This window comes from Amycolatopsis sp. cmx-11-12, from assembly GCF_046269425.1.
Lineage (GTDB): Bacteria > Actinomycetota > Actinomycetes > Mycobacteriales > Pseudonocardiaceae > Amycolatopsis.
On the sequence record NZ_JADNQM010000005.1, the window covers coordinates 1 to 23,003 of the forward strand.

The 23,003-nt window shown below is 68.8% G+C and carries 18 protein-coding genes and 1 pseudogene; 11 read left to right on the top strand and 8 right to left on the bottom strand.

From position 1 onward, the window contains the following. Nucleotides 1-58: 58 nt before the first annotated feature. The 4 genes and pseudogenes from ACLARN_RS08405 to ACLARN_RS08420 all read right to left on the bottom strand — a co-directional run bounded on the left by ACLARN_RS08405 (nucleotide 59) and on the right by ACLARN_RS08420 (nucleotide 4,784). A complete protein-coding gene (locus tag ACLARN_RS08405) occupies nucleotides 59-1,492 on the bottom strand; it encodes a DUF222 domain-containing protein (protein ID WP_409490738.1) in 1,434 nt (477 codons plus the stop codon). Between the two features lie 166 nt (nucleotides 1,493-1,658). Beyond that, nucleotides 1,659-2,993, bottom strand: a pseudogene (locus ACLARN_RS08410) (MFS transporter). Nucleotides 2,994-3,057: 64 nt separating this feature from the next. Then, entirely contained in the window at nucleotides 3,058-3,840 is a 783-nt protein-coding gene (locus tag ACLARN_RS08415; RefSeq protein ID WP_409490739.1) for an alpha/beta fold hydrolase, read from the bottom strand. Continuing rightward, nucleotides 3,837-4,784, bottom strand: a complete 948-nt coding sequence (locus ACLARN_RS08420; RefSeq protein ID WP_409490740.1) for a LysR family transcriptional regulator — start codon at nucleotides 4,782-4,784, stop codon at nucleotides 3,837-3,839. The genes ACLARN_RS08415 and ACLARN_RS08420 overlap by 4 nt, the downstream gene beginning before the upstream one ends. Before the next feature lie 86 nt (nucleotides 4,785-4,870). On the opposite strand from ACLARN_RS08420, the gene ACLARN_RS08425 reads away from it, so the two are divergent. From ACLARN_RS08425 to ACLARN_RS08445, 5 genes are all read left to right on the top strand, one after another. Further along, nucleotides 4,871-6,019 (top strand): acyl-CoA dehydrogenase family protein, encoded by a 1,149-nt coding sequence (locus ACLARN_RS08425; RefSeq protein WP_409490741.1) that lies wholly within the window; start codon nucleotides 4,871-4,873, stop codon nucleotides 6,017-6,019. A 17-nt stretch (nucleotides 6,020-6,036) separates the two neighbouring features. Beyond that, a complete protein-coding gene (locus tag ACLARN_RS08430) occupies nucleotides 6,037-7,191 on the top strand; it encodes a CaiB/BaiF CoA transferase family protein (RefSeq protein WP_409490742.1) in 1,155 nt (384 codons plus the stop codon). Then, nucleotides 7,188-7,979 carry a mesaconyl-C4 CoA hydratase gene (locus tag ACLARN_RS08435; protein WP_409490743.1) on the top strand — a complete coding sequence of 264 codons (792 nt, stop codon included), beginning with the start codon at nucleotides 7,188-7,190 and terminating at the stop codon, nucleotides 7,977-7,979. Before ACLARN_RS08430 ends, ACLARN_RS08435 begins: the two co-directional genes overlap by 4 nt. Then, the gene (locus ACLARN_RS08440; RefSeq protein ID WP_409490744.1) at nucleotides 7,976-8,797 is read left to right on the top strand and encodes an HpcH/HpaI aldolase/citrate lyase family protein; all 822 of its coding nucleotides are present in this window, start codon (nucleotides 7,976-7,978) and stop codon (nucleotides 8,795-8,797) included. The genes ACLARN_RS08435 and ACLARN_RS08440 overlap by 4 nt, the downstream gene beginning before the upstream one ends. Before the next feature lie 92 nt (nucleotides 8,798-8,889). After that, entirely contained in the window at nucleotides 8,890-9,843 is a 954-nt protein-coding gene (locus ACLARN_RS08445; protein WP_409490745.1) for a helix-turn-helix transcriptional regulator, read from the top strand. A 136-nt stretch (nucleotides 9,844-9,979) separates the two neighbouring features. Here the strand turns inward: ACLARN_RS08445 and ACLARN_RS08450 are convergent, their stop codons facing one another. Beyond that, nucleotides 9,980-10,612, bottom strand: coding sequence for a TetR/AcrR family transcriptional regulator (locus ACLARN_RS08450; RefSeq protein ID WP_409490746.1), 633 nt, complete (start codon nucleotides 10,610-10,612; stop codon nucleotides 9,980-9,982). 48 nt (nucleotides 10,613-10,660) lie between these two features. Here ACLARN_RS08450 and ACLARN_RS08455 point away from each other — a divergent pair, with 48 nt between their 5' ends. From ACLARN_RS08455 to ACLARN_RS08465, 3 genes are read left to right on the top strand one after another with little or no spacing between them, the layout of a single operon-like run. Beyond that, a complete protein-coding gene (locus ACLARN_RS08455) occupies nucleotides 10,661-11,608 on the top strand; it encodes a patatin-like phospholipase family protein (protein WP_409490747.1) in 948 nt (315 codons plus the stop codon). Further along, nucleotides 11,605-12,453 (top strand): SDR family oxidoreductase, encoded by an 849-nt coding sequence (locus tag ACLARN_RS08460; protein WP_409490748.1) that lies wholly within the window; start codon nucleotides 11,605-11,607, stop codon nucleotides 12,451-12,453. The genes ACLARN_RS08455 and ACLARN_RS08460 overlap by 4 nt, the downstream gene beginning before the upstream one ends. Beyond that, complete coding sequence (locus ACLARN_RS08465; RefSeq protein ID WP_409490749.1) at nucleotides 12,450-13,931, top strand: flavin-containing monooxygenase; 1,482 nt, start codon at nucleotides 12,450-12,452, stop codon at nucleotides 13,929-13,931. Before ACLARN_RS08460 ends, ACLARN_RS08465 begins: the two co-directional genes overlap by 4 nt. A gap of 209 nt (nucleotides 13,932-14,140) precedes the next feature. Here the strand turns inward: ACLARN_RS08465 and ACLARN_RS08470 are convergent, their stop codons facing one another. Next, nucleotides 14,141-14,893: a hypothetical protein gene (locus tag ACLARN_RS08470; RefSeq protein WP_409490750.1), complete on the bottom strand. Its 753-nt coding sequence runs from the start codon at nucleotides 14,891-14,893 to the stop codon at nucleotides 14,141-14,143. Nucleotides 14,894-14,897: 4 nt separating this feature from the next. Then, nucleotides 14,898-15,488 (bottom strand): papain-like cysteine protease family protein, encoded by a 591-nt coding sequence (locus tag ACLARN_RS08475; protein ID WP_409490751.1) that lies wholly within the window; start codon nucleotides 15,486-15,488, stop codon nucleotides 14,898-14,900. A 374-nt stretch (nucleotides 15,489-15,862) separates the two neighbouring features. Between ACLARN_RS08475 and ACLARN_RS08480 the strand changes: the two genes are divergently transcribed. The 3 genes from ACLARN_RS08480 to ACLARN_RS08490 all read left to right on the top strand — a co-directional run bounded on the left by ACLARN_RS08480 (nucleotide 15,863) and on the right by ACLARN_RS08490 (nucleotide 21,901). Then, nucleotides 15,863-18,694, top strand: coding sequence for a helix-turn-helix transcriptional regulator (locus ACLARN_RS08480; protein WP_409490752.1), 2,832 nt, complete (start codon nucleotides 15,863-15,865; stop codon nucleotides 18,692-18,694). A gap of 171 nt (nucleotides 18,695-18,865) precedes the next feature. After that, a complete protein-coding gene (locus ACLARN_RS08485; protein WP_409490753.1) occupies nucleotides 18,866-20,335 on the top strand; it encodes a trypsin-like serine protease in 1,470 nt (489 codons plus the stop codon). 27 nt (nucleotides 20,336-20,362) lie between these two features. Further along, complete coding sequence (locus ACLARN_RS08490) at nucleotides 20,363-21,901, top strand: S8 family serine peptidase (protein ID WP_409490754.1); 1,539 nt, start codon at nucleotides 20,363-20,365, stop codon at nucleotides 21,899-21,901. Nucleotides 21,902-22,061: 160 nt separating this feature from the next. Here ACLARN_RS08490 and ACLARN_RS08495 read toward each other — a convergent pair whose 3' ends face one another. Then, entirely contained in the window at nucleotides 22,062-22,988 is a 927-nt protein-coding gene (locus tag ACLARN_RS08495; protein WP_409490755.1) for a hypothetical protein, read from the bottom strand. Nucleotides 22,989-23,003 lie beyond the last annotated feature (15 nt).

Sequence of the window (23,003 nt, forward strand, 5' to 3'; positions counted from 1 at the left end):
TCAGGGCTGCTCCCGCTTCCCCAGCGTCTCCTGGTTCCGCTGCCCTCAGCTATCACCGCTATGATGCGACATAACAATGGTGCAGGTCTTTCACCTCCACATTGATTGACAGCGCCTCGTGGCGCACGCCGGGTCTTCGGCACTCGCGATCCCGGACGCGGACGAACTCGGCCATCGCCGCGTCCGGTCGATACCGGGTTCTGCCGAGATCTTGGACCTGCCCACTCAAGGGGTCGGTGATGATCCGCCGCAACACCGTGTTCGGGCCCGTGGCGATGTGGCGGCCCAGCGAAGCGGGGATGTGGCCGTGTCCGGCCATCTTCACCGGATCGTCGTTCAGCCCCAGATACGTGAACATGTCCATGTAGAGGAACACTTCGGCTCGCTCGGCGGCGCCACCTTTCCCGCTGAGCAACAGATCGAGGGCGATGTCGGCCCGGAGCTGGTTCATCGTCCGGGTATCGCCGTCGTTCTTCAGCGCCCTGGCCTCCTGGTGGATTCGCCGGTAGGCCGCGTTGACCTTCTCCGCCTGCCCGTCCACCACTTCGATCGAGGCGACCCCGGCCCCGCCTTGTGCCACCGACAAACGGCGCCTGTCACGGCTTTCCTTCGACCGTTTTCCGGCACCGACCGGATCGGCCTTGTTCGCGGCGTAGTTCGCCGCCTTGCGGACCTGGGTACTGTTCTTCTTCGGCAGCCGCGACTCCAACTTGGCATCGACCACCAGCGAATCCTCGTCCGACAACCACGCCGTCGCCTCGGCGACCTTCTGCGCGGAGTAGCCGCCCACCAAACCCCGGTCCAGCAAGGACAGCGTCCGCGGTAGCCGGGATGTCAACGCGACTCCTGTCGAGACAAGGGAACCGGCGAAATTGTCCACAAGAGACAGCGTCATCGCCACCTCTTGCACCACGCTCCGCACGCCGCCCCGAAGCTCGCTCAGCCGTGACAGGGCGCGATACCGGACGGCTTCCCACCGGGCGAGCGCGGCGGTGGCTTCCTGTGCGACGAAGATGGCGTCCTTGTCGTCCAGGGAATTCAGCAGGGCATTGATTTCCTCCAGGTCAGTTGAGTCGGATAGGTCCTTCAAAGCGGCGATGGCCGCTTGGGAAGTTTCCATGCGGTGAAGGTACCGTCGACCACCGACAAAAAACTGAAACCTGTTTGCTGGCAAGGAAATCTGGCCTAATCGATGCTCGCGGGCGCTCGCGTTGCCGAATACCGGCGAAGGCGCATCTGGCGACAGAATCTTGAGCAGTTCAATCCTGAGTTCTCGAGTGAGAAGCTGTGTGAAGGGTCTTGAGCCTTCAGTGTGGCCGCGATCCTCGGCGTCGTTGGGATCGCGGCCGCCCGTGTTGCCGAATACCGGCGAAGGCGCATTTGGCGACAGAATCTTGGGCAGCCAATCCTGAGTTCTCGAGTGAGAAGCTGGGTGAAGGCCCCGAACCACCAGCGTGGCCGCGATCCTCGGCGCCGTTGGGATCGCGGTCACCCGCGTTGCCGAATACCGGCAACCTCACCCGACAACAGAATCCCAAGCATCCACCCTCGAAGCCTCGAGCGAAAGCTCCGCGAAGGCTCCCAAGCCACCAACGCGGCCAAGAACATCAACGCGTGCCGATCCGCCACCGTCCGCGTCGCCAAAGACCGGCAAAACCTCACCCCGCAACAGAATCCCGAGCAGCCGCCACCCTCGCAACCTCAAGCGACGAACTCCGCGAAGGCTCCCGAACCACCAGCGTGGCCAAGAACGTCAACGCGATACACCCGGTCACCAGCCAGAAGAACACGCTCTCGTGCCCGGCCTGCTTCAACGCCAGAGCGATCGGCTCCGAAAGTCCGCCGAAGATCGCGGTCGCCAGTGCGTGCGGCAGTCCGACGCCGAGGGCGCGGACGTTGGTGGGGAACATTTCCGCCTTGACGATCGCCGACAACGCCGTATAGCCGCTGAGAAACACCAGTGCCGTGATCATGAGCAGGAAAGCGATCCACGGATCGGACGTCTTGCCCACGAGCGTCATGATCGGGACGGTCAGCAGCATGCCGCCGATGGAGAAGCAGAACATGACCGGACGGCGGCCCCAGCGGTCGGAGAGCGCGCCGGCGACGGGTCGCATGAAGATGAACAGGAACAGTGCGGCGAGAGGCAGTCGGCTTGGGGATTCCCGCCGTGTTCACCATGTACTTCTGCAGGTAGCTGGTGAAGGTGTGGAACGCCACCGTGCCACCGATCGCGAGGCCGAGGACAGCGAGGACCTGGCGGCGGTGCCGGGTCAGCAGGACTCGGAGGCCGCCGGGTTTCGGGGAACGGGCCGAGAGCCGGAAGTGTTCCGACTCCATCATGGTGCGGCGCAGGTACATCACCACGAGTCCGGCGATCGCGCCGAGGACGAACGGGATCCGCCAGCCCCAGGCGTACATCTGCGCTTCGGTCAGCAGCGACTGCATCACGATCATCACCAGCAGGGTCGCGAGCTGGCCGACGGTGATCGAGACGTACTGGAAGCTCGAGTAGAACCCGCGTCGTCCCGGCGTGGCGATCTCGGACAGGTAGGTCGCGCTCGAACCGAACTCACCGCCGACCGAGAGGCCTTGCGCGAGCCTGGCGACCACCAGGATCACGGGCGCGAGGATGCCGATCGACGCGTAGCCGGGTGTGACGGCGATGGCCAGCGAACCGAAGCTCATCAACGTCACGGACAGCGTCAACGCCGCCCGGCGGCCGAATTTGTCCGCGTAGAGGCCCAGTAGCCAGCCGTCGAGTGGGCGCATCAGGAAGCCGACCGTGAACACGACGGCCGTGGAAAGCAACTGTGCCGTCAGGTTTCCTCGGGGAAGAAGCTGGCCGCGAAATAAATACTGAACGAGGCGTAGACGAACCAGTCGTACCACTCGACCAGGTTTCCGAGGCAGCCGCGAACCACGTTCGCCACGACACCGGGTTTCTTGTGCGGCAAGGGAAGCTCCTTCGCTCCGGGAATACCGACCATCATGAGCTGTGATCCCCACGGCTGAGAAATAGAAATCCGCGATGGGCACATACCCGGTCGGCATGAGCTATCCGAGGAAGTCGCTCACCAGCTCGCTCGACTCCGGGCGGCATTCGTCGAAGTAGGCGTGCCGTGCCCCGGCGAAGAGGTGCATCCGGGCGTCGGGAATCCGGTCGGCCAGCAGGGGCGCGTTCACCGGCGGTGCGAGCAGGTCGTCGTCGCCGTGGAGGACCAGGGTGGGGGCGGTGATCTCCGGGAGCACGTCCCAGGCGTCGTGGGTGTTGCTCGCGACGAGGTGCCCGCGGACCGCGTGTGGCGGCATCCCGTGTGCACCGAGCACCCGGTACGGGCCGGGGTTCGCGGCTCGCCATTCGGGCGTGTACATCAGATTCTCCAACGTTTCCCGTGCCTCGACGGAGGATCGCCGGGCGAGGGCCAGCCGCACGTCGTTCGACCGCTCGACGCCGTGGGTGCCGCCGGGTGAGGTGCAGCCGAGGACGAGCCGCCGCACCCGGCCGGGATACCGCGCGGCGACCCATTGCGCGACACGGCCACCCATCGAGGTTCCGTAGACGTCGGCCTCGGCGACGCCGAGTTCGTCGAGGACCGCGATCACGTCGTCCGCGAATCCCGTTGTGGAATACGGGGTATCGGGTGCGTCGCTGGCCCCGGTGCCGCGGTAGTCCATGGTGATCTTGCTCGGGAAATCCCCGCGTGCGCGGTTCCACCACGTGTGGTCGTTCGCCTGTCCGGCCAGCAGCACGAGCGGCCTGCCCGTGCCGTGCCACTGGTAGGCCAGCCGGGTGCCGTCGGCGGCGACGGCGTGGCCGGTTCGGGGGAGCGTGGTCATCCTTCTCCTGTTCGGTCTTCCCAGATCCGGGCCGAGGGCCACTCGCCCTCGTTCACCGTCTGATGGATCTGCTGGACCAGTGCCCGCGCGACGGCGTCGACGGCGGGCGTGACGCGGCCGGTCCGGGGGATGCCGAGGACGACGGTGCGCCAGACCTCCGGTTCGCTCACCGGAGCCGCGCTCAAGACGCCGTCGGCGACGTCCGCCGCGATGCCGATGCCCGGCAGGATCGTCCAGCCGTGCCCGCCCAGTACCAGCCGTTTTTGCAGCGTCATGGAGTTGGTCTGCACGGTGACCTCGGTCTGGGCTCCTGCCTCACGGGCCGCGCCGTCGATAAGGGTGCGCAGCGCGTGTCCCTCGGACGGCATGACGAGCGGATGCGCGGCCACCTCGGCGAACGGGACGGGGTGCGCGGGGTCAAGGCCGTCCGACGGGGGAGCGACGGCCCAGAGTCGTTCGCGGACCAGCGGGCGGACGTTGAGTGAAGGCGTACTGGTCAGGTTGTACAGCAGGCTCACATCGACGTCGCCGTCGTCGATCCACCGCTGGAGTTGCCCCGAGTACGCGGTCAGCAGCCGCAGTTCGATCCCCGGATGGTCGCGCAGCACGGCCGTCGTCAAGGGCGCGGCGAGCCGTTCGGCGGTGCTCTCCAGCAGGCCGACCGTGACGATCCCGGTGACCACGCCGGGTGCCGGGGCCAGTTCGGCCTTGGCTCGGTCGAGTTCGGTGAGCGCCCGCCGGGCGCGTTCGACGAGGGTCGCCCCTGCCTCGGTCAGCCGCATCCCGTTGCGGGTCCGCTCGAACAGCGGCACCCCCAGTTCCTGCTCCAGGGTACGGATCTGCCGGGTGACCGCGGGCTGGACCAGGTGCAGCAGCTCGGCCGCGCGGGTCACGCTGCCGACCTCGGCGATCGTCACCAACGCCTTGAGCTGCTTCAAGTCCATCGTCGTCCCCTGTCATCGCGCCTCGGTATGCAGCGATCACGATTCGGTATTTCACTTACCCAGTCATCAGGGCTCATGATAATCACATGACCGAAGAAGAGGACGCGATCGTCGCGCTCGTGGCGGAGTTCGTAGATCGCGAAGTCCGGCCCGTCGCGCGGGAACTCGACCACACGAACACCTATCCCGAAAAGCTCATCGATCAGATGAAGGCGATGGGCGTCTTCGGGCTGGCCGTGCCCGAACCTTGGGGCGAGACCCAGGTTTCCGCCCAGTGCTACGCGCTGGTCACCGAGGAACTGGCGCGCGGTTGGATGAGCCTCGCCGGCGCGATGGGCGGCCACACCGTCGTCGCGAAACTCCTCGCCACATACGGTACGCGGGAGCAGAAGGACGCTTACCTGCCGAAGATGGCCGCCGGCGAGATCCGCGCGACGATGGCGCTCACCGAACCCGGCGGTGGCTCGGACCTCCAGGCCCTGCGCACCACGGCGCGGCGCGAGGGCGACGAGTACGTCGTCAACGGCAGCAAGACCTGGATCACCAACGCCCGCCGGTCCCAGCTGGTCGCGCTGCTGTGCAAGACCGACCCGGCCACCGAACCGGCGCACCGGGGGATCTCCGTCCTGCTGGTGGAGAAAGGGCCCGGTTTCCAGGTCTCGCGGGATCTGCCCAAACTCGGCTACAAGGGTGTCGAGAGCTGCGAACTCTCCTTCGACGACTTCCGCGCCCCGGCCACGGCGCTGCTCGGTGGCGAGGAGGGGAGCGGCTTCGGTCAGATGATGCGGGGCCTGGAGATCGGCCGGATCCAGGTCGCCTGCCGGGCACTCGGTGTCGGACGGGCCGCGCTGGAGGATTCCCTGCGCTACGCCCAGGAACGGGAGAGCTTCGGCAAGCCGATCTGGCAGCATCAGTCGATCGGCAACTACCTTGCGGACATGGCGACCAAACTCGAGGCCGCGCGCCAGCTGGTGCACCACGCGGCCCGGCGCTACGACTCTGGTGAGCGCGCGGACATGGAGGCCGGGATGGCGAAATTGTTCGCTTCCGAGGCCGCGATGGAGATCGCGCTCGACGCGGTCCGCATCCACGGCGGTTACGGTTACTCGACCGAGTTCGACGTCGAGCGGTACTTCCGCGACGCGCCCCTGATGATCGTCGGTGAGGGCACCAACGAGATCCAGCGCGGCGTGATCGCGCGTCAGCTGGTCGAACGGCACCGCATCCCGTCCTGAACGGCAAGGAAGGCAGTATGCGCCAACCACTCGAGGGAATCACCGTCGTCGCGCTCGAACAGGCCGTCGCGGCGCCGTTCGCCTCGCGCCAGCTCGCCGACCTCGGCGCGCGGGTCATCAAGATCGAACGTCGCGGCGTCGGCGACTTCGCCCGCGACTACGACCGGACAGTGCACGGGCAGTCGAGTTACTTCGTCTGGCTCAACCGGGGCAAGGAAAGCGTTGAACTCGACATCAAGGATCCGGCCGATCGGGCGCTGCTCGACACGATGATCGGCCGGGCGGACGTGTTCGTGCAGAACCTCGTCCCCGGTGCGGTGGAGCGACTCGGACTCGACGCCGAGACGCTGCGCGCGGAACGTCCGGAACTGATCCACTGTTCCATCTCGGGTTATGGTCCCGAAGGTCCATATAGGACGAAGAAGGCGTACGACCTGCTGGTGCAGTGTGAAACCGGGCTCGTGATGTCCACCGGGACACCGGAGACCCCGGCCAAGGCAGGGATCTCGATCGCCGACATCTCCACCGGGATGTACGCCTACACCGGCATTCTCACCGCGCTCTACGACCGCGAGCGCACCGGTGAGGGCGCGAGCCTGCACGTCGCGATGATCGACTCGCTCGGCGAGTGGATGAGCCAGCCCGCGTATTTCTCGCGCTACGGACAAGAACCGCCGCGGCGCACGGCGGCGTCACATCCGTCGATCTCGCCGTACGGGCCGTACCGCACCGGTGACGACAAGGTCTTCCTGAGTGTCCAAAGTGAACGGGAATGGGTCGTGCTCTGCCAGGACGTGCTGGGGCGCAAGGAACTCGTCGACGAGCCGCGCTTCCGCACCAACGACGACCGCGTCGCCCACGACGACGAACTCACCGCGATCCTCGAACAGGCCTTCACCGGCCTGACCGCGGACGAGGTCGGCGAGCTGCTGGAGCGTGCCGGGATCGCCAACGCCCGGCTGCGGACGCCGGAGCAGTTCACCCGGCATCCGCAGCTGGCCGCGCGGAATCGCTGGCGCGCGGTGGAGACGCCGGCCGGCGTGCTGGAGGCGTTGCTGCCGCCCGTCGAAGTGGCCGGTCAGGAACCGGTCATGGGGCCGGTTCCGGCGCTGGGGGCGCACAACGAGTCGATCCGGGCCGAGTTCGGCACCGCCGAGGAGGTTCGCGCGTGAAGGAAGTAGCCGAGGTTTTGCAGCCCGGCCCGGCGGAAGCGCTGGGCTCACTGCTCGACGTCGAGATGCCGGATCTGGACCGCGACGGCCTGCCGTTGCTGTGGCATTGGTTCTACCTGCTGGACCGGCCGGCGCAGGCCGATCTGGGGCCGGACGGACATCCCGTGTCGCCGGAGCCGGGACGCTGTCGGATGTGGGCAGGCGGGCGGGTGCGGACACTGGGGCCGTTGCGGTGCGGACTGCCCGCGATCCGGCGTACGGAAGTGCTTTCCACACAAGAGAAACAAGGGCGCACCGGACGGCTGACGTTCGTCGTGACCGGACACAAGATCTTCCAGGGCGGCAAGGTCGTGGTCGAGGAAGAGCAGGACATCGTCTACCGCGACGCCGCTTCCGGACCGGCCAAGACGGCCGCCGAAGAGCCGGAGGCGCCGGTGACCGAGGACGAATGGGCGATCGACGTCTCGCCGACCCTGCTGTTCCGCTTCTCGGCGCTGACCTACAACGCCCACCGCATCCACTACGACCGCGACTACGCCAGGGACGTCGAAGGCTATCCGGGGTTGCTCACCCACGGGCCGTTGCAGGCGCTCGCGATGGCCGAAGCCGCGCGACGGCGGGGGAGCGGCGGGGAACTGGCCTTCGATTATCGGCTCGTCTCGCCGCTGTTCGACCACCAGGGCATGATCGTCCAGGCCGAGGCAGGAGCGGCGGAGACCGTCACCGCCGTGCGGGATCGCCACGGGCGGCGGACCGCGGCCGGGACGGTGCGGAGCCTCGGCCGATGAGCGATCTCCTTGCCCATGCGAAGACCTTCCTGTTCGTCCCGGGTCACCGGCCGGACCGGTTCGCCAAAGCCGCGGCCAGTGGTGCCGACGTCGTGATCCTCGACCTGGAAGACGCCGTTGGGCCCGATCGGAAGGAGTCCGCGCGCGAGCATGTCCGGGCGTGGCTGGCGGAGGGCCATCAGGCGGTCGTCCGGATCAACGCCGCGGGAACCGTTTGGTACCAAGAGGATGTCGCGAGCGTCGGGCGCGCGCTCGCGGTGATGCCGCCTAAGGCCGAGGACCGCGCCGAGCTCGACGCCCTCGCCGGACGGCTGCCCGGCGTGCCGATCCTTCCGCTGGTGGAGACCGCGGCCGGGATCGCCGCCGCGATGGCCGTCTGCGGCGCGGACGCGGTGGTGCGGCCGGCGTTCGGCAGCGTCGACCTGGCCGCGCAGCTCGGCGTCGACCATCGGTCGCACGAGGCGTTGCGGTACGCGCGATCCGCGCTCGTCGTCGCCGCGGCGGCCACGGGCAGGGCGGCCCCGATCGACGGTGTCACCACGGCGCTCGACGACGAGGCCGCGCTCACCGCGGACCTCGATCACGCCAAGACCCTGGGTTTCACCGGGAAACTCTGCGTGCACCCGCGCCAGGTGCCCGTCGCGAATCGCGGAATGGCCCCGTCGGAAGGCGAAATCGAGTGGGCCCGAAACGTGGCCGCGCTCGTGGGCGACGGTTCCGTGGCCGTGGCGGACGGCCAGATGGTCGACCGACCGGTCGAACTGCGCGCCAGGGCGATCCTCGACCGCGCCGGTGAGCCATTTCGACCAGCCGGATGACTCCGACTCGGCCTGGCAGTGCCCGCCGGTTGGCGGTACCGTTCCGGTGAGCGGACTTTTCGTTACGGGTGAACGGAAAGGAGCGTGGTCCCGTGCACGAACCGAGGGTGACGGACTTCGCGACCACCGATCCGGAACAGGCGCGTGCCCTGATCGCCGAGGCTTACCGCGACAACCGGTTGCGGGTGCGAGGCACCGTCGAGAACTACCGTTTCGAGCACAACCGCTGTGACCTCGGGGACGTGCATTTCGACTTCCTGCACAACACGCTGACCACCGAGGTCGTCGTCCAGCCGCTGGGCAGGGTGGTGCTGTTGCGCGTGCTGGGTGGTGAGCTGGAGATCGATGACGGCGTCAGCGACCGTCGGCTGGGTCCCGGCGACGTGTTCGTCGGCCCGCACCCCGGCCACGGCTACCGGACGGGGATGCACGGCGCGCGGCTGCAGGTCACCGGTATCGATCTGACCCTGTTGACCGAGATGGACCCGGCGCGGGACGGCGGGGCGGTCGAAAGGCTGCGCTACGAGCCGGTGTGCCTGGAGAAGGCACGACGATGGCAGCGGACGGTCGACTACCTCACCGGGCTCTTTTCCGAACCGGGGGTGGAGCACGGCCCGCTGGTGCTCGGCGCGGCGGGACGGCTGATGGCCGCCGTGGCCCTGGACACCTTCACCGCGGGCGAGGGCGACGCCCACCCCAGTGACCGCCGGGACGCCGTCCCGGACACCGTGCGCCGCGGGATCGCCTTCCTGGAGGCCAATCCGGACCTCGATCTCGGCGTGGCCGACGTCGCCCGTGCCTGCTGGGTCTCGGTGCGTGCCCTGCAACTGGCGTTCCGACGGCACCTGGACACCACGCCCATGGCCTATCTGCGCCGGGTCCGGCTGGACCGGATCCGGGCCGAGCTCCGCGCCGCCGTACCCGGCGACGGCACGACGGTCACCGGTATCGCGGCGAAGTGGGGGTTCCTGGACGGCAGCCGGTTGAGTGCGCACTACCGCGCGACCTTCGGCGAGTCGCCGAGTCAGACCCTGCACAAGTGCTGAGTTCGCTTTCGTCGGTACGACTCTGCGTTTTCGCCGCTGGACGACCGAGGCCGGGAGCGGTTCCATGGATTCCGGCACCAGTAACGCCGGGTCCCCGCCTACTGGTGTGTCGTAGCCGGACCGGCCGGTCGGTTGCCTAATGACGGTTCGCGATCCCGTCGTACATGACGCGGCGGACGGCTCTGCTCATCGCCGCCTGCCCCTGCGGCGACGGATCGCGCAGTCCGGACAGCACCGAAGCGAGGATCATCCCGTTGATCGCCCGCGCGGTGGCGTCGACGTCCAGATCCTCGTGCAGATAACCGAGACGGACGCCGTGGTGGAGGTAGCCCGCGGTCAGTTCCGCGGCGGTCTCGTAGAAGTCCAGTACGCGCTCCCGCATCTCGGCGTCGATGCCGGCGGCCTCGAGCAGGAGGAACCGGGCCATCCGCGGGTCGCTGCCGAAGATCTGGGCGAGCGCGTCGCCGATCCTCGCGCTCTGCTTGCGGTATTCGGCCAGGCTGTTGACCGCGTCGGGGGCGTTGTCCGCCGCCAGTGAGGCGACCACCTTCTCGACCAGGTCCGTGATGACGTGGTCGACGATGTCCCGCTTGTTCTGGAAGTAGCGGTAGAAGGTGCCGTGCCCGATGCCCAGCCGCGCGGCGATGTCGGCGATCCCCGTCGCGTGGTAGCCGCGTTCGGCGAAGCAGTCGAACGCGGTCTCCACGATCTCGCGCCGTAGTTCCTGCTTCTTCCGTGCGGCCCTGCTGACCGGGGTCTCCGTCGTCATCCCGCCAGCTTATTGCCCCGCGCGCTCAAATGACATACCGTTCCGGAAATGACACGTCATTCCGCGAGAGCACTGGTGCTCGGCTGCGGCGGCACGCTGGGCTTCGCCTGGACAGCGGCGGTCCTCGACGCGCTGCACACCCGGGCTGGCTGGGACCCGCGCGAGGTGGACGTCCTGGTCGGGACCTCCGCGGGCGCCGAGGCGGTGGCCATGCTCGGGGCGGGTATCCCGGCGAAGGCGATCCTCGGCGCGCTGGCAGGCACGCCTGACGGCGATCCCATCGTCGCCGCGCACGTACGGCGGGTGCCGAACCGGTTCCCGCCGGTGCCGTATCCGCGGTGGCCCGCCGCCAAGCTCGTCCGGGCCGCGCTGCGCCGGGACGTCGACGCGACGGCCGGTCTCGCGGGACTTCTTCCCCGTGGCAGGGGAGACGCCGGCTGGCTCCGTGAACTCGGGGTCGCGCTGGCACCGGACGGCTGGGTCCCGCATCCCGCGACCTGGCTGATGGCCACGGATCCGGCGGGCGAGCGGGTCGCGCTCGGCTCCGCGGACGCGCCGACCGCCCGGCTCGGCGAGGCGATCGCCGCGTCGTGGGCGATCCCCGGCTGGTTTCCTCCGTCCGTTGTGGACGGACGTCCGCTGCTCGACGGCGGAACGGTTTCGCCGACCTCGGCCGATCTCCTGCTCGGCCATGACGTCGGCGAGGTCGTGCTGATCGCGCCGATGAGCAGCGAAGGCGGGGCTCCGGCGCGCGGTCCGGCCAGGCTGGAACGCCTGCTGCGGAAGGCGATGACCCGGCGCGTGGACGACGAGGCGCGGCGGTTGCGCGCGGTGGGCGTGCGGGTGGTCCGGATCGAACCGGGGCCTGCCGATCTCGCCGCGATGGGCGCCAACTTCATGGACGGACGGCGGCGGGAGCAGGTGCTCGCGACCGCGTTGCGGACGGCGCCCGGACTGGTCGCCGGTGCTTTCGAACGAGAGGGAGTGCGCGCGTGAGCAAGTACCCGGACCTCGACCTCGCTCGCGCGCATGTGGCGATCACCGGTGCGGGACAGGGCATCGGCCGCGCGACCGCGGAACGCATGGCCGCACTTGGCGCGCGTGTGTCCATCGGCGACCTCGATCTCGAAGCCGCGAAACGTACCGCCGCCGACATCGGCGGGACCGCGCATCACCTCGACGTCGCCGACCCCGTCTCCTTCGCCACCTTTCTCGGTGACGCCGAACAGGCGAACGGGCCGCTCGCGGTGCTCGTCAACAACGCCGGGATCATGCCGAACGGTGGTTTCCTCGACCTCTCCGACGCCCTGAACCGGGCGACCATGGAGGTCAACGTCTTCGGCGTCGTCCACGGCATGCGGCTGGCGCTGCCCGGCATGCTGGAGCGCGGCCGCGGGCACATCGTGAACGTCGCGTCGCTGGCAGGGAAGTTCCCCGTCAAGGGGCTGGCGATCTACAACGCCAGCAAGTTCGCCGTCGTCGGGCTGACCGCGGCGACCCGGCTGGAGTACGCGCCGCACGGCGTGAGCGTCTCCGCCGTGCTGCCGTCCGCGGTCGACACCGCGCTCGCGTCCGGACTCGACATGCGGCCGATCCCGAAGGTGAAACCGGGCCGGATCGCCGACGCCGTCGTGGCTTCCGTCCGCACCCGTGCCGCGGAGATCGCCGTGCCCGGCTATGTCGGCGCGCTCGCCACCCTCGCGGCCGTCACACCCGAACCGGCACGCAACGCCTTCCGCCGCCTGATCCGGGACGACCGGGCCCTGCGCCCCGACTCACCGGATCGCGCGGCCTACCGCACGCGTCTCGACCAGGACACCCACCGGGAGGAAAACGCATGAACGCGCAGTACGACGCCGTCGTCGTCGGGGCCGGTTTCGGCGGGATGGGCGCGGCGATCCAGCTCAACCGGCTCGGCTACGACAACCTGCTCATCCTCGAACGCGAGTCCGATCTCGGCGGCACCTGGCATGTGAACCGCTATCCGGGGCTGGCCGTCGACATCCCGTCGGCCACCTACTCGTACTCGTTCGAGCCGAACCCGCACTGGTCGCGCCTCTTCGCGCCGGGCGCGGAACTCAAGCGATACGCCGAGCACGTCGCGGACAAGTACCGGCTGCGGCACTACATGCGCTTCGGGACCGTCGTCACCGGCGCGGTCTGGGACGAGGCGAACGCGCACTGGACGGTGTCCCTCGCCGACGGTGAGCCGGTCACCGCGAAGTACCTGCTGACCGCGACAGGATTCCTTTCCCAGCCCAAGAAACCCGACATCCCCGGGATTGATACCTTCGGCGGCAAGGTCATCCACACCACCGCCTGGGACGACGGCTACGACCTCGCGGGCAAACGCGTCGCGGTGATCGGCACCGGCGCGACCGCGGTCCAGCTGATCCCCGAGATCGCGAAGGTCGCGCGGGAACTCAGCGTGTACCAGCGGACCCCGATCTGGGTGAGCCCGAAACTGGACTTCCCGGTGCCCAAGGCGGTCCGCCGCGCGTTCGCCGCGGTCCCGTTCACCCAGCGGGTCGCCCGGCTGACCGGGACCGCGCTGCTGGAACTGATGATGGTCTCCGGCGTGCTGCACTACAAGCAACTGCCGATCGCGAACCGGCTCGGCAAGATGTGGTGCCTGGCGCACCTCCGCCGCCAGGTGCGGGATCGGGGGCTGCGCGCGGAACTCACACCGCGGTATTCGTTCGGCTGCAAGCGCCCGACGTTCTCCAACGAGTACTTCCCGGCCTTCACCAAGGACCACGTGCACCTGGAGACGACGTCCATCGCGAAGATCGACGAGACCGGGATCGAGACCGCCGACGGTGCGCGGCGGGACATCGACGTCCTGGTGCTGGCGACCGGATTCGACCTGTGGGAGGCGAACTTCCCGGCGATCGAGATCATCGGCCGCGGCGGTCGCGATCTCGGGAAGTGGTGGCGGGAGAACCGGTTCCAGGCCTATGAGGGCGTCGCGATCCCGAAGTTCCCCAACTTCATTTCGCTCAACAGCCCGTATTCTTACTCGGGACTGTCCTATTTCACCACCATCGAGACGCAGATGCGGCATATGGACCGGCTTTTCGGCGCGATGCGGCGGCGCGGCGCGACCGAGTTCGAGGTCACGCAGGAAGCCAACGACGCGTTCCTCGACCGGATGACCGAACGGCTCGGCGACTCGATCTTCACCCTCGGGAACTGCGCTCCGGCGAACAGCTACTACTTCAATCCGCACGGGGAGGCGACCCTGCTCCGCCCGTCCTCCACGCTCAACGCCATCAAGGAGGCGCAGAGCTTCCCCATCGAGGACTACACCTTCGCCTAATACCGCCCGTTCGCGGCCGTGATCAGACGGCGCACACATGTGATCAGGCGGAGAACACGCGTGATCAGACGGAGAACACACCCTGGACACTGTCCTCCGGAGTGTTCTCCGTTCAATCACGCATGTTCTCCGCCTGATCACGCGTGTTCTCCGTTGGCGTCCGCTGGGGCCGGGATCCCGCGCGATCCCGGCCCCAGCGTCACTGCCGCTTACTGCCTGCGGAGCCGCAGCGTGACGGCCGTGCCCGCCACGGCGAGGAACACCGCGCCGAGGGCGTACGGCCACCACGGCACCGAGTTGTCACCCACCGGCGAGGCGCCGTAACCACCGGCCGCGCCCGTGCGGTCGTAGGTCGAGCCGGGCAGTTTGTCGCCGTAGCGGCTTTGCAGGGCCTCACGGTAGGCGGCGAGGGTCATCTTCTCGCCGGTCTTCGCCACCGACGATCCATCGAGGACGGTCACGGTGTCCCCGTCGACGGCGTACCAGGCACCGGCCTGCGGTTCGCTCAGGAGATAGCCCTTGCCGGTTCGCGCCGCGAGGCGCTTTTCGACGTCACCCGAGGCGACGTTGTAGACCGACCAGCCCGCGCCTTCGCGCTGCGACCACACGGTCGCCGCGTCGCCGTTGCCCAGGGTGGCGGGAGTGGCGACGTAGGCCAATTCCGCCGGCACGGCCGAGGTGCCGGCGATGAAGGCCGCAGTCGGCTGGTAGACCGCCACCGGGGTGCGCGGATCGGCCTTGGCGGTCCTGGCCGCGATGGCCATGTCAGCCTTGGCGGCACCGGGGAACTCCGCTTTGGCGAGCCGTTGGGTGGTCGCGTCGCTGGTGACCACTGTGGACACCGCGGCGAGGTCGGCGGCGGTGGGTGCGCCGGCCGGGGCGTCGGCGGCGGAGGCGTGGCCGCCGAGTGCCAGTGACAGTCCGATGGCGAGGATCGTGGCGCCGAGGAAGGTTCGCTTCATGGTTTCAGTCCTTGATCCCGTAGACGGTGTGGGTCCAGGTGAAGGAGTTGTTGGACCGGTAGGCGTTGTAGCTCATCTGGTTGTAGCGGGGGCTCGAGCCCCACGGGTCGCCGTAGTACACCGTCGTCGCGCCGCCTGAGTTGTCGTAGCCGTAGAGCACGTGCATGTGGCCGCCGCCGTTGCGCCAGCCGATCCGGGTGCCGATCGGCTGCCGCGCGTCGACCTGGCTCTTGATGGTGGCGAAGCTCAGCGTCTGACCGGAGGAGTTGTAGCTGCCGACGTTGCTGAACCCGAGCCACCGGAACACGCGCTGCTGATCGCTCAGGTAGCCCTGGTTGTTCGCACAGTCCGAACCGGACTCGTTGTGCGCGACCTGGCAGAACTTCGTCTGGGTGATCGAGTGCCCCCACCACGCGGCGATGGTGTTGCCGCTGGCGTCCCAGCACCAGTTGCTCTTCTGCTGGGCTTGCATGGTGATCGGGATCGTGGTGGCCGCCGTGATCGCTGGCGCCGCGGAGGCTGGCGCCTGCAAGGCGACCATCGCGGCGACACCGGCGCAGGCCGTGGCCAGCCCGCGCCTGAATGAGGTCTTCACCGTCGGAACACTCCTAACTGGATGGTCGAACGCGAAGCACGCGCGGGCGGCTACCCGGAGGGGACACGTGAAGGCTTCGGCTACCCGACTGGGTGGCCGTCCGGCGCGAGCGGGGGACTTGCGCTGTGGTGAGGTAACACAGGGGCACTGCGAACAGACTGAGATTCACCCTCCGGGGGTACCCGTGGCAAGGTTCGCGGCAATACCTAAGGGTCCGTATTGCCGATGCAGGAGTCCGCGCCGGGCAGGTCGGCGTCGACCGATCGAGTTAACGCGGTGACTCCGGTGGTGTGGACCAGCGGAAAGCCTTCGGCGCCTGGTCACTGTTCGTGTTCCCGCCTTTCGGCGGGTGTCCTCTCGGTATGGTCCCGAGCATGCCGACGATCGGTGCGGCACCGGTGTTCGTGGCCCGCGACACCGAACTGGCCGAACTGGTGCGCCTCACCTCGAGCCCGCCGTCGGTCGCCGTGGTCGAGGGCGAACCGGGTGTGGGCCGAAGCCGTCTGCTCGAAGAATTGGCTTCCCATCCCGCGATCGCGTCGCGCGTGGTCTGGTCCGCCCGCTGTGGTTCTTTCGCGCGGCCGTGCCGGTTGGCGCCCTTGGTCGACGCGCTGCTCGGGAAGAGCGAGGTGGCCGCCGCCCACGCGGCAGGCTTCTCCCCGGTGACGGGCGTCCTGCGACGGCTGATCCCCGAATGGTCGCCGTGGCTGCCGCCGTTCCCGGAGAACGCGGACGCCGAGACCGTCCGGCAGCAGGAGTTCCGTGCCGTGCGCGAAGTCCTGACCGGCTGCGGTCCGGCGGTGCTGGTGCTCGACGACGTCCACTCCGCCGACGACGACACGTGGGAGTTCCTGCGCGGGCTCGCGGCGGCGCCGTTGAGCGTGGTGGTCAGTTCGGTCGCGTGCGGCCCGCGGCGATTCCCGCCGATGAGGGAGATCGCCGCGCATCTCACACTTCCGGCGTTCACCGCCGCCCAGGTGCGGACACTGCTGGACGCGACGTTCGGCCGCTGCGCGCCGGATTTCGCCGAAGCGGCGCACCGGCGGACGTCCGGGATCGCCGTCGACCTGACGGCCTTGGTACAGAGCGTCGGTGACACGGCCGAGGCGCTGTCGGCGGACAGGCTGGCGTCGGCGACCGTGCCGCCGATCGTCCGGAGCCGGGTCGCCGGGCTGATGGCGGAGATCGGCTCGACCGCGCGGGACGTCGTGCGCGCGGCCGCCGTGCTGGGATCCCCCGCCGGGGAAGCGGAACTGGGTGCGGTGGCGGCACCGTCATCCGGGGAGGTCTCTGGCGCGGTTACCGAAGCGGTGGAAACGGGGCTGTTGCGGGATCTCGGCCGCGGCCGCTACGAGTCGGGGAGCCCGCTGATCGCCGAAGCGGTCTACGCACTGCTTCCCGGCCCTCAGCGCTGCGCGATGCACGGCCGCGCCGCCGCCAGGCTCGCCTCGGGCGCGGAACCCTTCGCGTCGCTCATCGCCCGGCACGCGCGGCTGGCGGGTGATCTCGTCGCGTGGACACAGTGGACCTGTGTCGCGGTCGACAACGCCATCGAAGACGGCCGGACCGAGGAAGCGAGTTGTCTGCTCGAAGCGGCTTTGCGGGATCCGGACCTGCCCCGGACCGCGCGCGAGTCGTTCGCCGTCCGACTCGGGCGGGAACTGCCGCGCAGCATCGCCCACGCAGGCACGGTCCGGCTGCTGCGGGAGATCCTGCGCGAATGGCCGCTGAGCAAGGCCGCGCGGGGCGAGATCCGGGTCCACCTCGGCCAGGTGCTGATCAACCAGGTGGGCAAGGTCGAAGCGGGCAGGCTCGAGATCGAGCTGGGCGCGGCCGACCTCGGCAGACGGCAGGCGCTGCTCGCCAGGGGACTGGTCACCTTGGCACTGCCGCATATCGGGACGGTCCCGGTCGAGGAGAACTTCCGCTGGCTCGACGAGGCCGAGCAGGTGAGCAAAGGGGAACACGACGCAGGGCTGCTCGCCGCGATCGCCGCCAACCGGCTTTCGGCGCGGATGCAGGTCGCCGATCCGGACGCCTGGCACGCCATCGCCGACCTGCCGCGGGCCCCCGAATCGGCCGAGGTCTGCCGCCAGGTGGCTCGCACCTACATCAACCTGGCCGACGCCGTGGCGTGGAACGGGCACTACCCGGTCGCGCGGGCCTACCTCGCGACCGCGCGGCGGCTGATCCGCGACGACCACCAGCCCTACCTCGACGCGCTGGCCGACGGTACGGAACTGCGCCTCGACCTCGCGATGGGGGAGTGGTCGATCGTCGCCGAGAAGGCGCGGGCGATGCTGACGCGGGTCGACAAGGACGGTTCACTGGCCGCCGAACCGCTGCTCGTCCTCGGCTGGTACGAGTACGGGCAACACCGGCCGACGGCGGCCCTGCGCAGTTTCGACGCGGCGTTCGCGCTGTCCGCGGGCAGTGTCCCGATCCAGGCGTCGGCGTACGCGGGCCGCGTCGCGGTCCATCAGGCGGGCAAGGAGCTGCAAGCCGCCCGGCGTCTCGCCGAGTACGGCCTGGATACCGTGCGCCGCAAGAACAACTGGGTCTGGGCGGCCGAGCTGATGCCGTTCGCCGTGCGGACCATGCTCGGGCTGGGACAGCTCGTCGAGGCGAGGGAACTGCTCGGGGAGTACCGGCAGGGCATCGACGGCAAGGATGCGCCGGTCGCCAACGCGGCGGCGCTGCTGTGCCGGGGAATACTGACCCAGGCCCGCGGTGAGACGCTCGCCGCCGGAGACCTGTTGCTCGGTGCCTCGAAGGCCTACTACGCGCTGCCTTTCCCGTACTTCGCCGCCTACGCCGACGAACTCGCGGCCGGATGCTTCGCCGAAGCCGGGGATCGGGAACGCGCCCTCGCCTCTTACACCACCGCCGAGACGGTGTACGCGAATCTCGGCGCCGCTGTGGACGCGCTCCGCTGCCGTCGGTCGTTGCGCCGATGCGATCCGGAGATGCCTCGTCGTGGCCGCAAGGGGTACGGCGAAGGGTTGTCGCCGCGGGAACTCGAGGTCGCCAGGCTCGCCGCCCAGAACCTCACCAACCGGGAGATCGGCGAGCGGCTGTTCCTGTCGCCACGGACGGTCGAGATCCACGTCGGACGGGCGCTGCGCAAATTGGGGCTGCCTTCGCGCACGGTCCTGACCGAGGACATGCTCCGCGACGCGAGCGGCGAGGATTCCAAAACGGCCTGAGGTATTCCTTAGGGGTCCGTATTCGGCGATTCGCTGGGTAATTCGTGAGAAACCGCAGGTGAGAGCCGGTTTCTTTAAATAGTGGAACGACTGCCGCGTTCCACTATTGTTCCGTTTCCGCCGCCGTCCGACAGTTGTCCGGCAGTCGCGATTTCCCGGAAAGGAATCACCGTGAGCAGAAAACGGATCTTCGGCGTGGTCGTCCTGACCATGGCCGCGCTGGCACCGGCGGCCGGCATCGCCGGTGCGGCACCGGACACTCCATCAGCCGACCTCCACCGTGCCGTCGCCCCGACGGATGCCGCGCCCTTGCCGACGGGCGGCGTCCACGGCCAGAGCATCGGAGGCTCGCCCGCGTCGGTCAAGGACTACCCGTACGTCATCGCCGCGCTTCGGGAAGGCGGTTCGCGGCCGAAAGGGCAGAGCTGCACCGGTTCCGTCATCGCGCCGCGGAAGGTCATGGTCGCGGCCCACTGCAAGGAACTGGCCGGCGAAAAGAGTGTCCTTTATGGACTGGATGACCTCAAGAGCGCCGGCGGCACCCAGCTGAAGGCCGTCGACTACCAGCTCCACCCCAGATTCACGCAGCCGTGGAACGGTTACGACGTCGCGGTGATCACCACCGACGGCGACATCCCGGTCCCGCCCGGCGGTTATGCCAAGGTCGCCACCTCCGCCGACACCGGCCTGGAGACGCCCGGCAAGGACGGGTTCAGCCTGGGTTACGGCAAGAAGGACATGAACGACTCCACCCAGGACGTCACGCTGCACAAACTGACGCTGCCGATCGTCAACGCGAGTCAGTGCACCGGCGTGGAGAACGGCGTCGACCCGAAGACGATGATCTGCGCCGGGTACTCCGACGGCCGCAAGACCGTCCTGCCCGGTGACAGCGGTGGCCCGTTCGTCGTCGACGGGAAGGTCGTCGGGATCACCTCCTGGAGCCGCAGCGATTTCCGCTGGTACAGCGTCTACAGCAGGCTCAACAACGAGATGGGGGACTGGGTCGCCGAGCAGATCGGCGGCGAGCAGCCGGGCGACGCCTTCACCCTGGCCGCTTCGCCGTCGTCGGTGAAGGTCCTGCCAGGCAAGTACGTGTCGGCGAGCGTCACGAGCAAGCCGGGCAAGAACGGCGCCGAGAACATCACGCTGTCGGTGTCGGGACTGCCCGAGGGAGCCAAGGCCACCTTCCAGCCCGCCACGATCAAGGCGGGCGAGGTGGCGAAACTGACCATCGAGACCACCTCCGGGACACCGGAAAAGGCCTATCAGGTCACGATTTCCGGGAAGGGCACGACCGAGACGGCCACCGCCGGGCTCACCCTCACCGTCGGCGCGGGCGAACCTCCCGTCGGCGATCTGAAGGTGACGGTGAACCCGTCCTCCGGATCCGGCCGCGCGGGTTCGCTGGTGAGCGCCACCGTCACCGCGACCGGCGGCAGCGGCTCGATCACGTTGTCCGCCAGTGGTTCCGGGCTGCCGATCAACCCGTTCTTCTCGCCGCAGAGCGTGTCGAGCGGTGGCAGTTCGACCATGCAGGTCTTCGCGCCGTTCCAGCCGGGCACGTATCCGGTCACGGTGACCGCCAAGGACGCCGTCGGCAAGACCGCGACCGCCACGTACACCCTCACCGTCCAGTGATCTTCGCCGAAACAGAGGTGACAATCCATGCGTAACAAGACGAAAACCCTGCTGGCACTGGGCTTGTTGGGCCCACTCCTCGCGCTCGGCGCCGGAACCGCCGTCGCCGCCGGGGCGGAAGGCGTCGTGATCCCGGCCAAGGAACACTATGGTGATCAGTACATCGTCGTCCTCCACGACGTCGCCGCGGCCGGGCAGTCGGCTTCGGCCGAGCTGGCCCACCGATACGGCGGCGAGGTCCGTTCGGTCTGGACCGCGACCATCCGCGGGTTCTCGGCCAAGAGCATGACCCTGGCCGAAGCGCGGAGGCTGGCCGCGGACCCGTCGGTCAAGACGGTCTACGAGGACGGCACCGCACGCGGCACGGGCACCCAGCAGAACCCGACGTGGGGGCTGGACCGGGTCGACCAGAAGAACCTTCCGCTCGACAAGACCTACACCTATCCCAACGAAGGCGAGGGCGTCACCGCCTACGACCTCGACAGCGGCATCAACCCGTCGAATCCGGAGTACGAAGGCCGTGCCAGCCTCGGCAAGGACTTCTTCGGCGGTGACGGCAAGGACTGTCATGGCCACGGCAGCCACACCGCGGGCACACTCGGCAGCAAGACCTACGGCGTCGCGAAGAAGGTCAAGATCGTCGGGCTGAAGGTGCTGGGTTGCGACAACTCCGGGCCGGACTCGGGCATCATCGACGCCGTCGACTGGGTGACGGCCAACGCGAAGAAGCCCGCGGTGGCGAACATGAGCCTGGGCATGGACGCCCCCGGGGTCGGTGACGACGCGGTCAAACGGTCGATCGCCTCGGGTGTCGTCTACGGCGTGGCGGCGGGCAACGCGTCCACCGACGCCTGCAACACCAGCCCGGCGCGGGTGCCGGAGGCGATCACCGTGAACGCCTCGGACTCCGGCGACAACCGGTCGTCGTTCTCCAACTACGGCAGCTGCACCGACATCTTCGCGCCGGGTACCAACATCATGTCGCTGAGCCCGGGCAACGGCGGTTCGGCGGGGATGAGCGGAACCTCGATGGCGACGCCGCACGTCGTCGGCGCGGCCGCGCTCTACCTGTCGGCCAATCCGGGCGCCACACCGCGACAGGTCCGGGACGCGCTGGTCGACAACGCGACCGCGGGCGTCATCAAGAACGCGGGCAGCGGCTCGCCGAACAAGCTGCTCGACGTCTCGTTCATCGGCACCGGCGGCCCCGGCCCGAAATGCGGCGTCAAGTCGAACACCACGCCGGTGTCCATTCCGGACGCCGGAGCCGCGGTGACCAGTTCGGTGACCCAGGAAGGCTGTGACGGCAAGGCTTCCGCGTCGTTGCCGGTCAAGGTGGACGTCTCGCACACCTACAGCGCCGACCTCGTCCTCGATCTGGTCGGGCCGAGCGGCAAGACGTACCGGCTCAAGGGTTCCGGCGGCGGCGGCTCGGCCGACGGCGTGCACCAGACGTTCACGGTCGACGCGTCCGGTGAAGCGGCCAACGGCACCTGGAAGCTGAGCGCGCAGGACGTCTACCAGTTCGACACGGGCAGCATCGACGGATTCAGCGTCACCTTCTGAATCCGGTGAGACTCGCCGGCAGGGCGGGGAGGGAAGACACCGGCGGGGCCGCGCTTGCGGTCCCGCCGGTGTCGCTTTGGTCGCGAGTGGGCAAGTCGGGAGGCTGGCGTCACGGCCCGGTGAACTGAGCAGCGCGCGGCTCGGCCTGCCCGAGAGATCGTCAGGATGCTGTGAGCGCCCGCCGGAGTTCCTCGTAGGTCGGCGCGAGCGCCCGGAGCGTGTCCGCGGCGCGCGTGTCGTCCTCGGTGACCAGGTCGTACTGCAACGAACCGACCAGCCGCGCTTGCGTGGTGAGGATGGCGGCGGCGCCGTCGTGGCCCACCCGGCGCAGGCACGTCGCCGCGTCGGTCAGCCGCCGAGCGCCGACGCGGACCCCGAAGTGCACGAGGAGCCCGCGCAGGTCCGGGTCACAGCGGGAGCCGATCCGGGCGGCCAGCGCCAAGGCCGCGTCGGCGTTGCCGAGGCTGCCCGGCGGGAGTCCGGCTTCGTTCTCGCCGCCGAGCCTGCCGATCGCGCGGGGGAGCGACGCGACGATCGCGGCCTCGTCGGCGACGACGGTGTGCCGGACGAAGTTCGTCCGCATCGTGTGTGGCTTGCCGTAGGCCACGGTTTCGGCCCGCCACGCGGCGGTGAACTCCGCGTGCGGTAGCCGCGCGTACGGGTATCCCTGCGGGTCGTGGACGGTGACGGACTCGCTGTCCGCGGCGAGCACGACGAGGAAATGGTCGGCTCCGATCGGGCCGGTCATCCCGGGCTGGTAGCGCAAATGCCCCATCTCGACGGGGCCGATCATGACCGGGCCGTCGGAAAGGCCTTCGACGAGGCGGGCGAACGCGTCGTCGGGGTCTTCATCGCTGAAGGTGTCCGCGCTCCAGCCGAGGACGTCGAGCGCTTCGCCGATACCGATGTCGGGATCCCAGCCGAAGGCGTCGAAGAACGGCAGCGATCCGCCGACCAGTTGCATGCCGAAGGGGCTGCCGGTCACGGTTTCGAGCACCTCGATTCCCGGCGCCTCGGCGCCGAGCATCATCGCGAGGGAATGGGCGTAGCAATAGGGGCCGGAGCCCCGGTAAGGAAAGTCGATCACGTGTTCGACGATGGC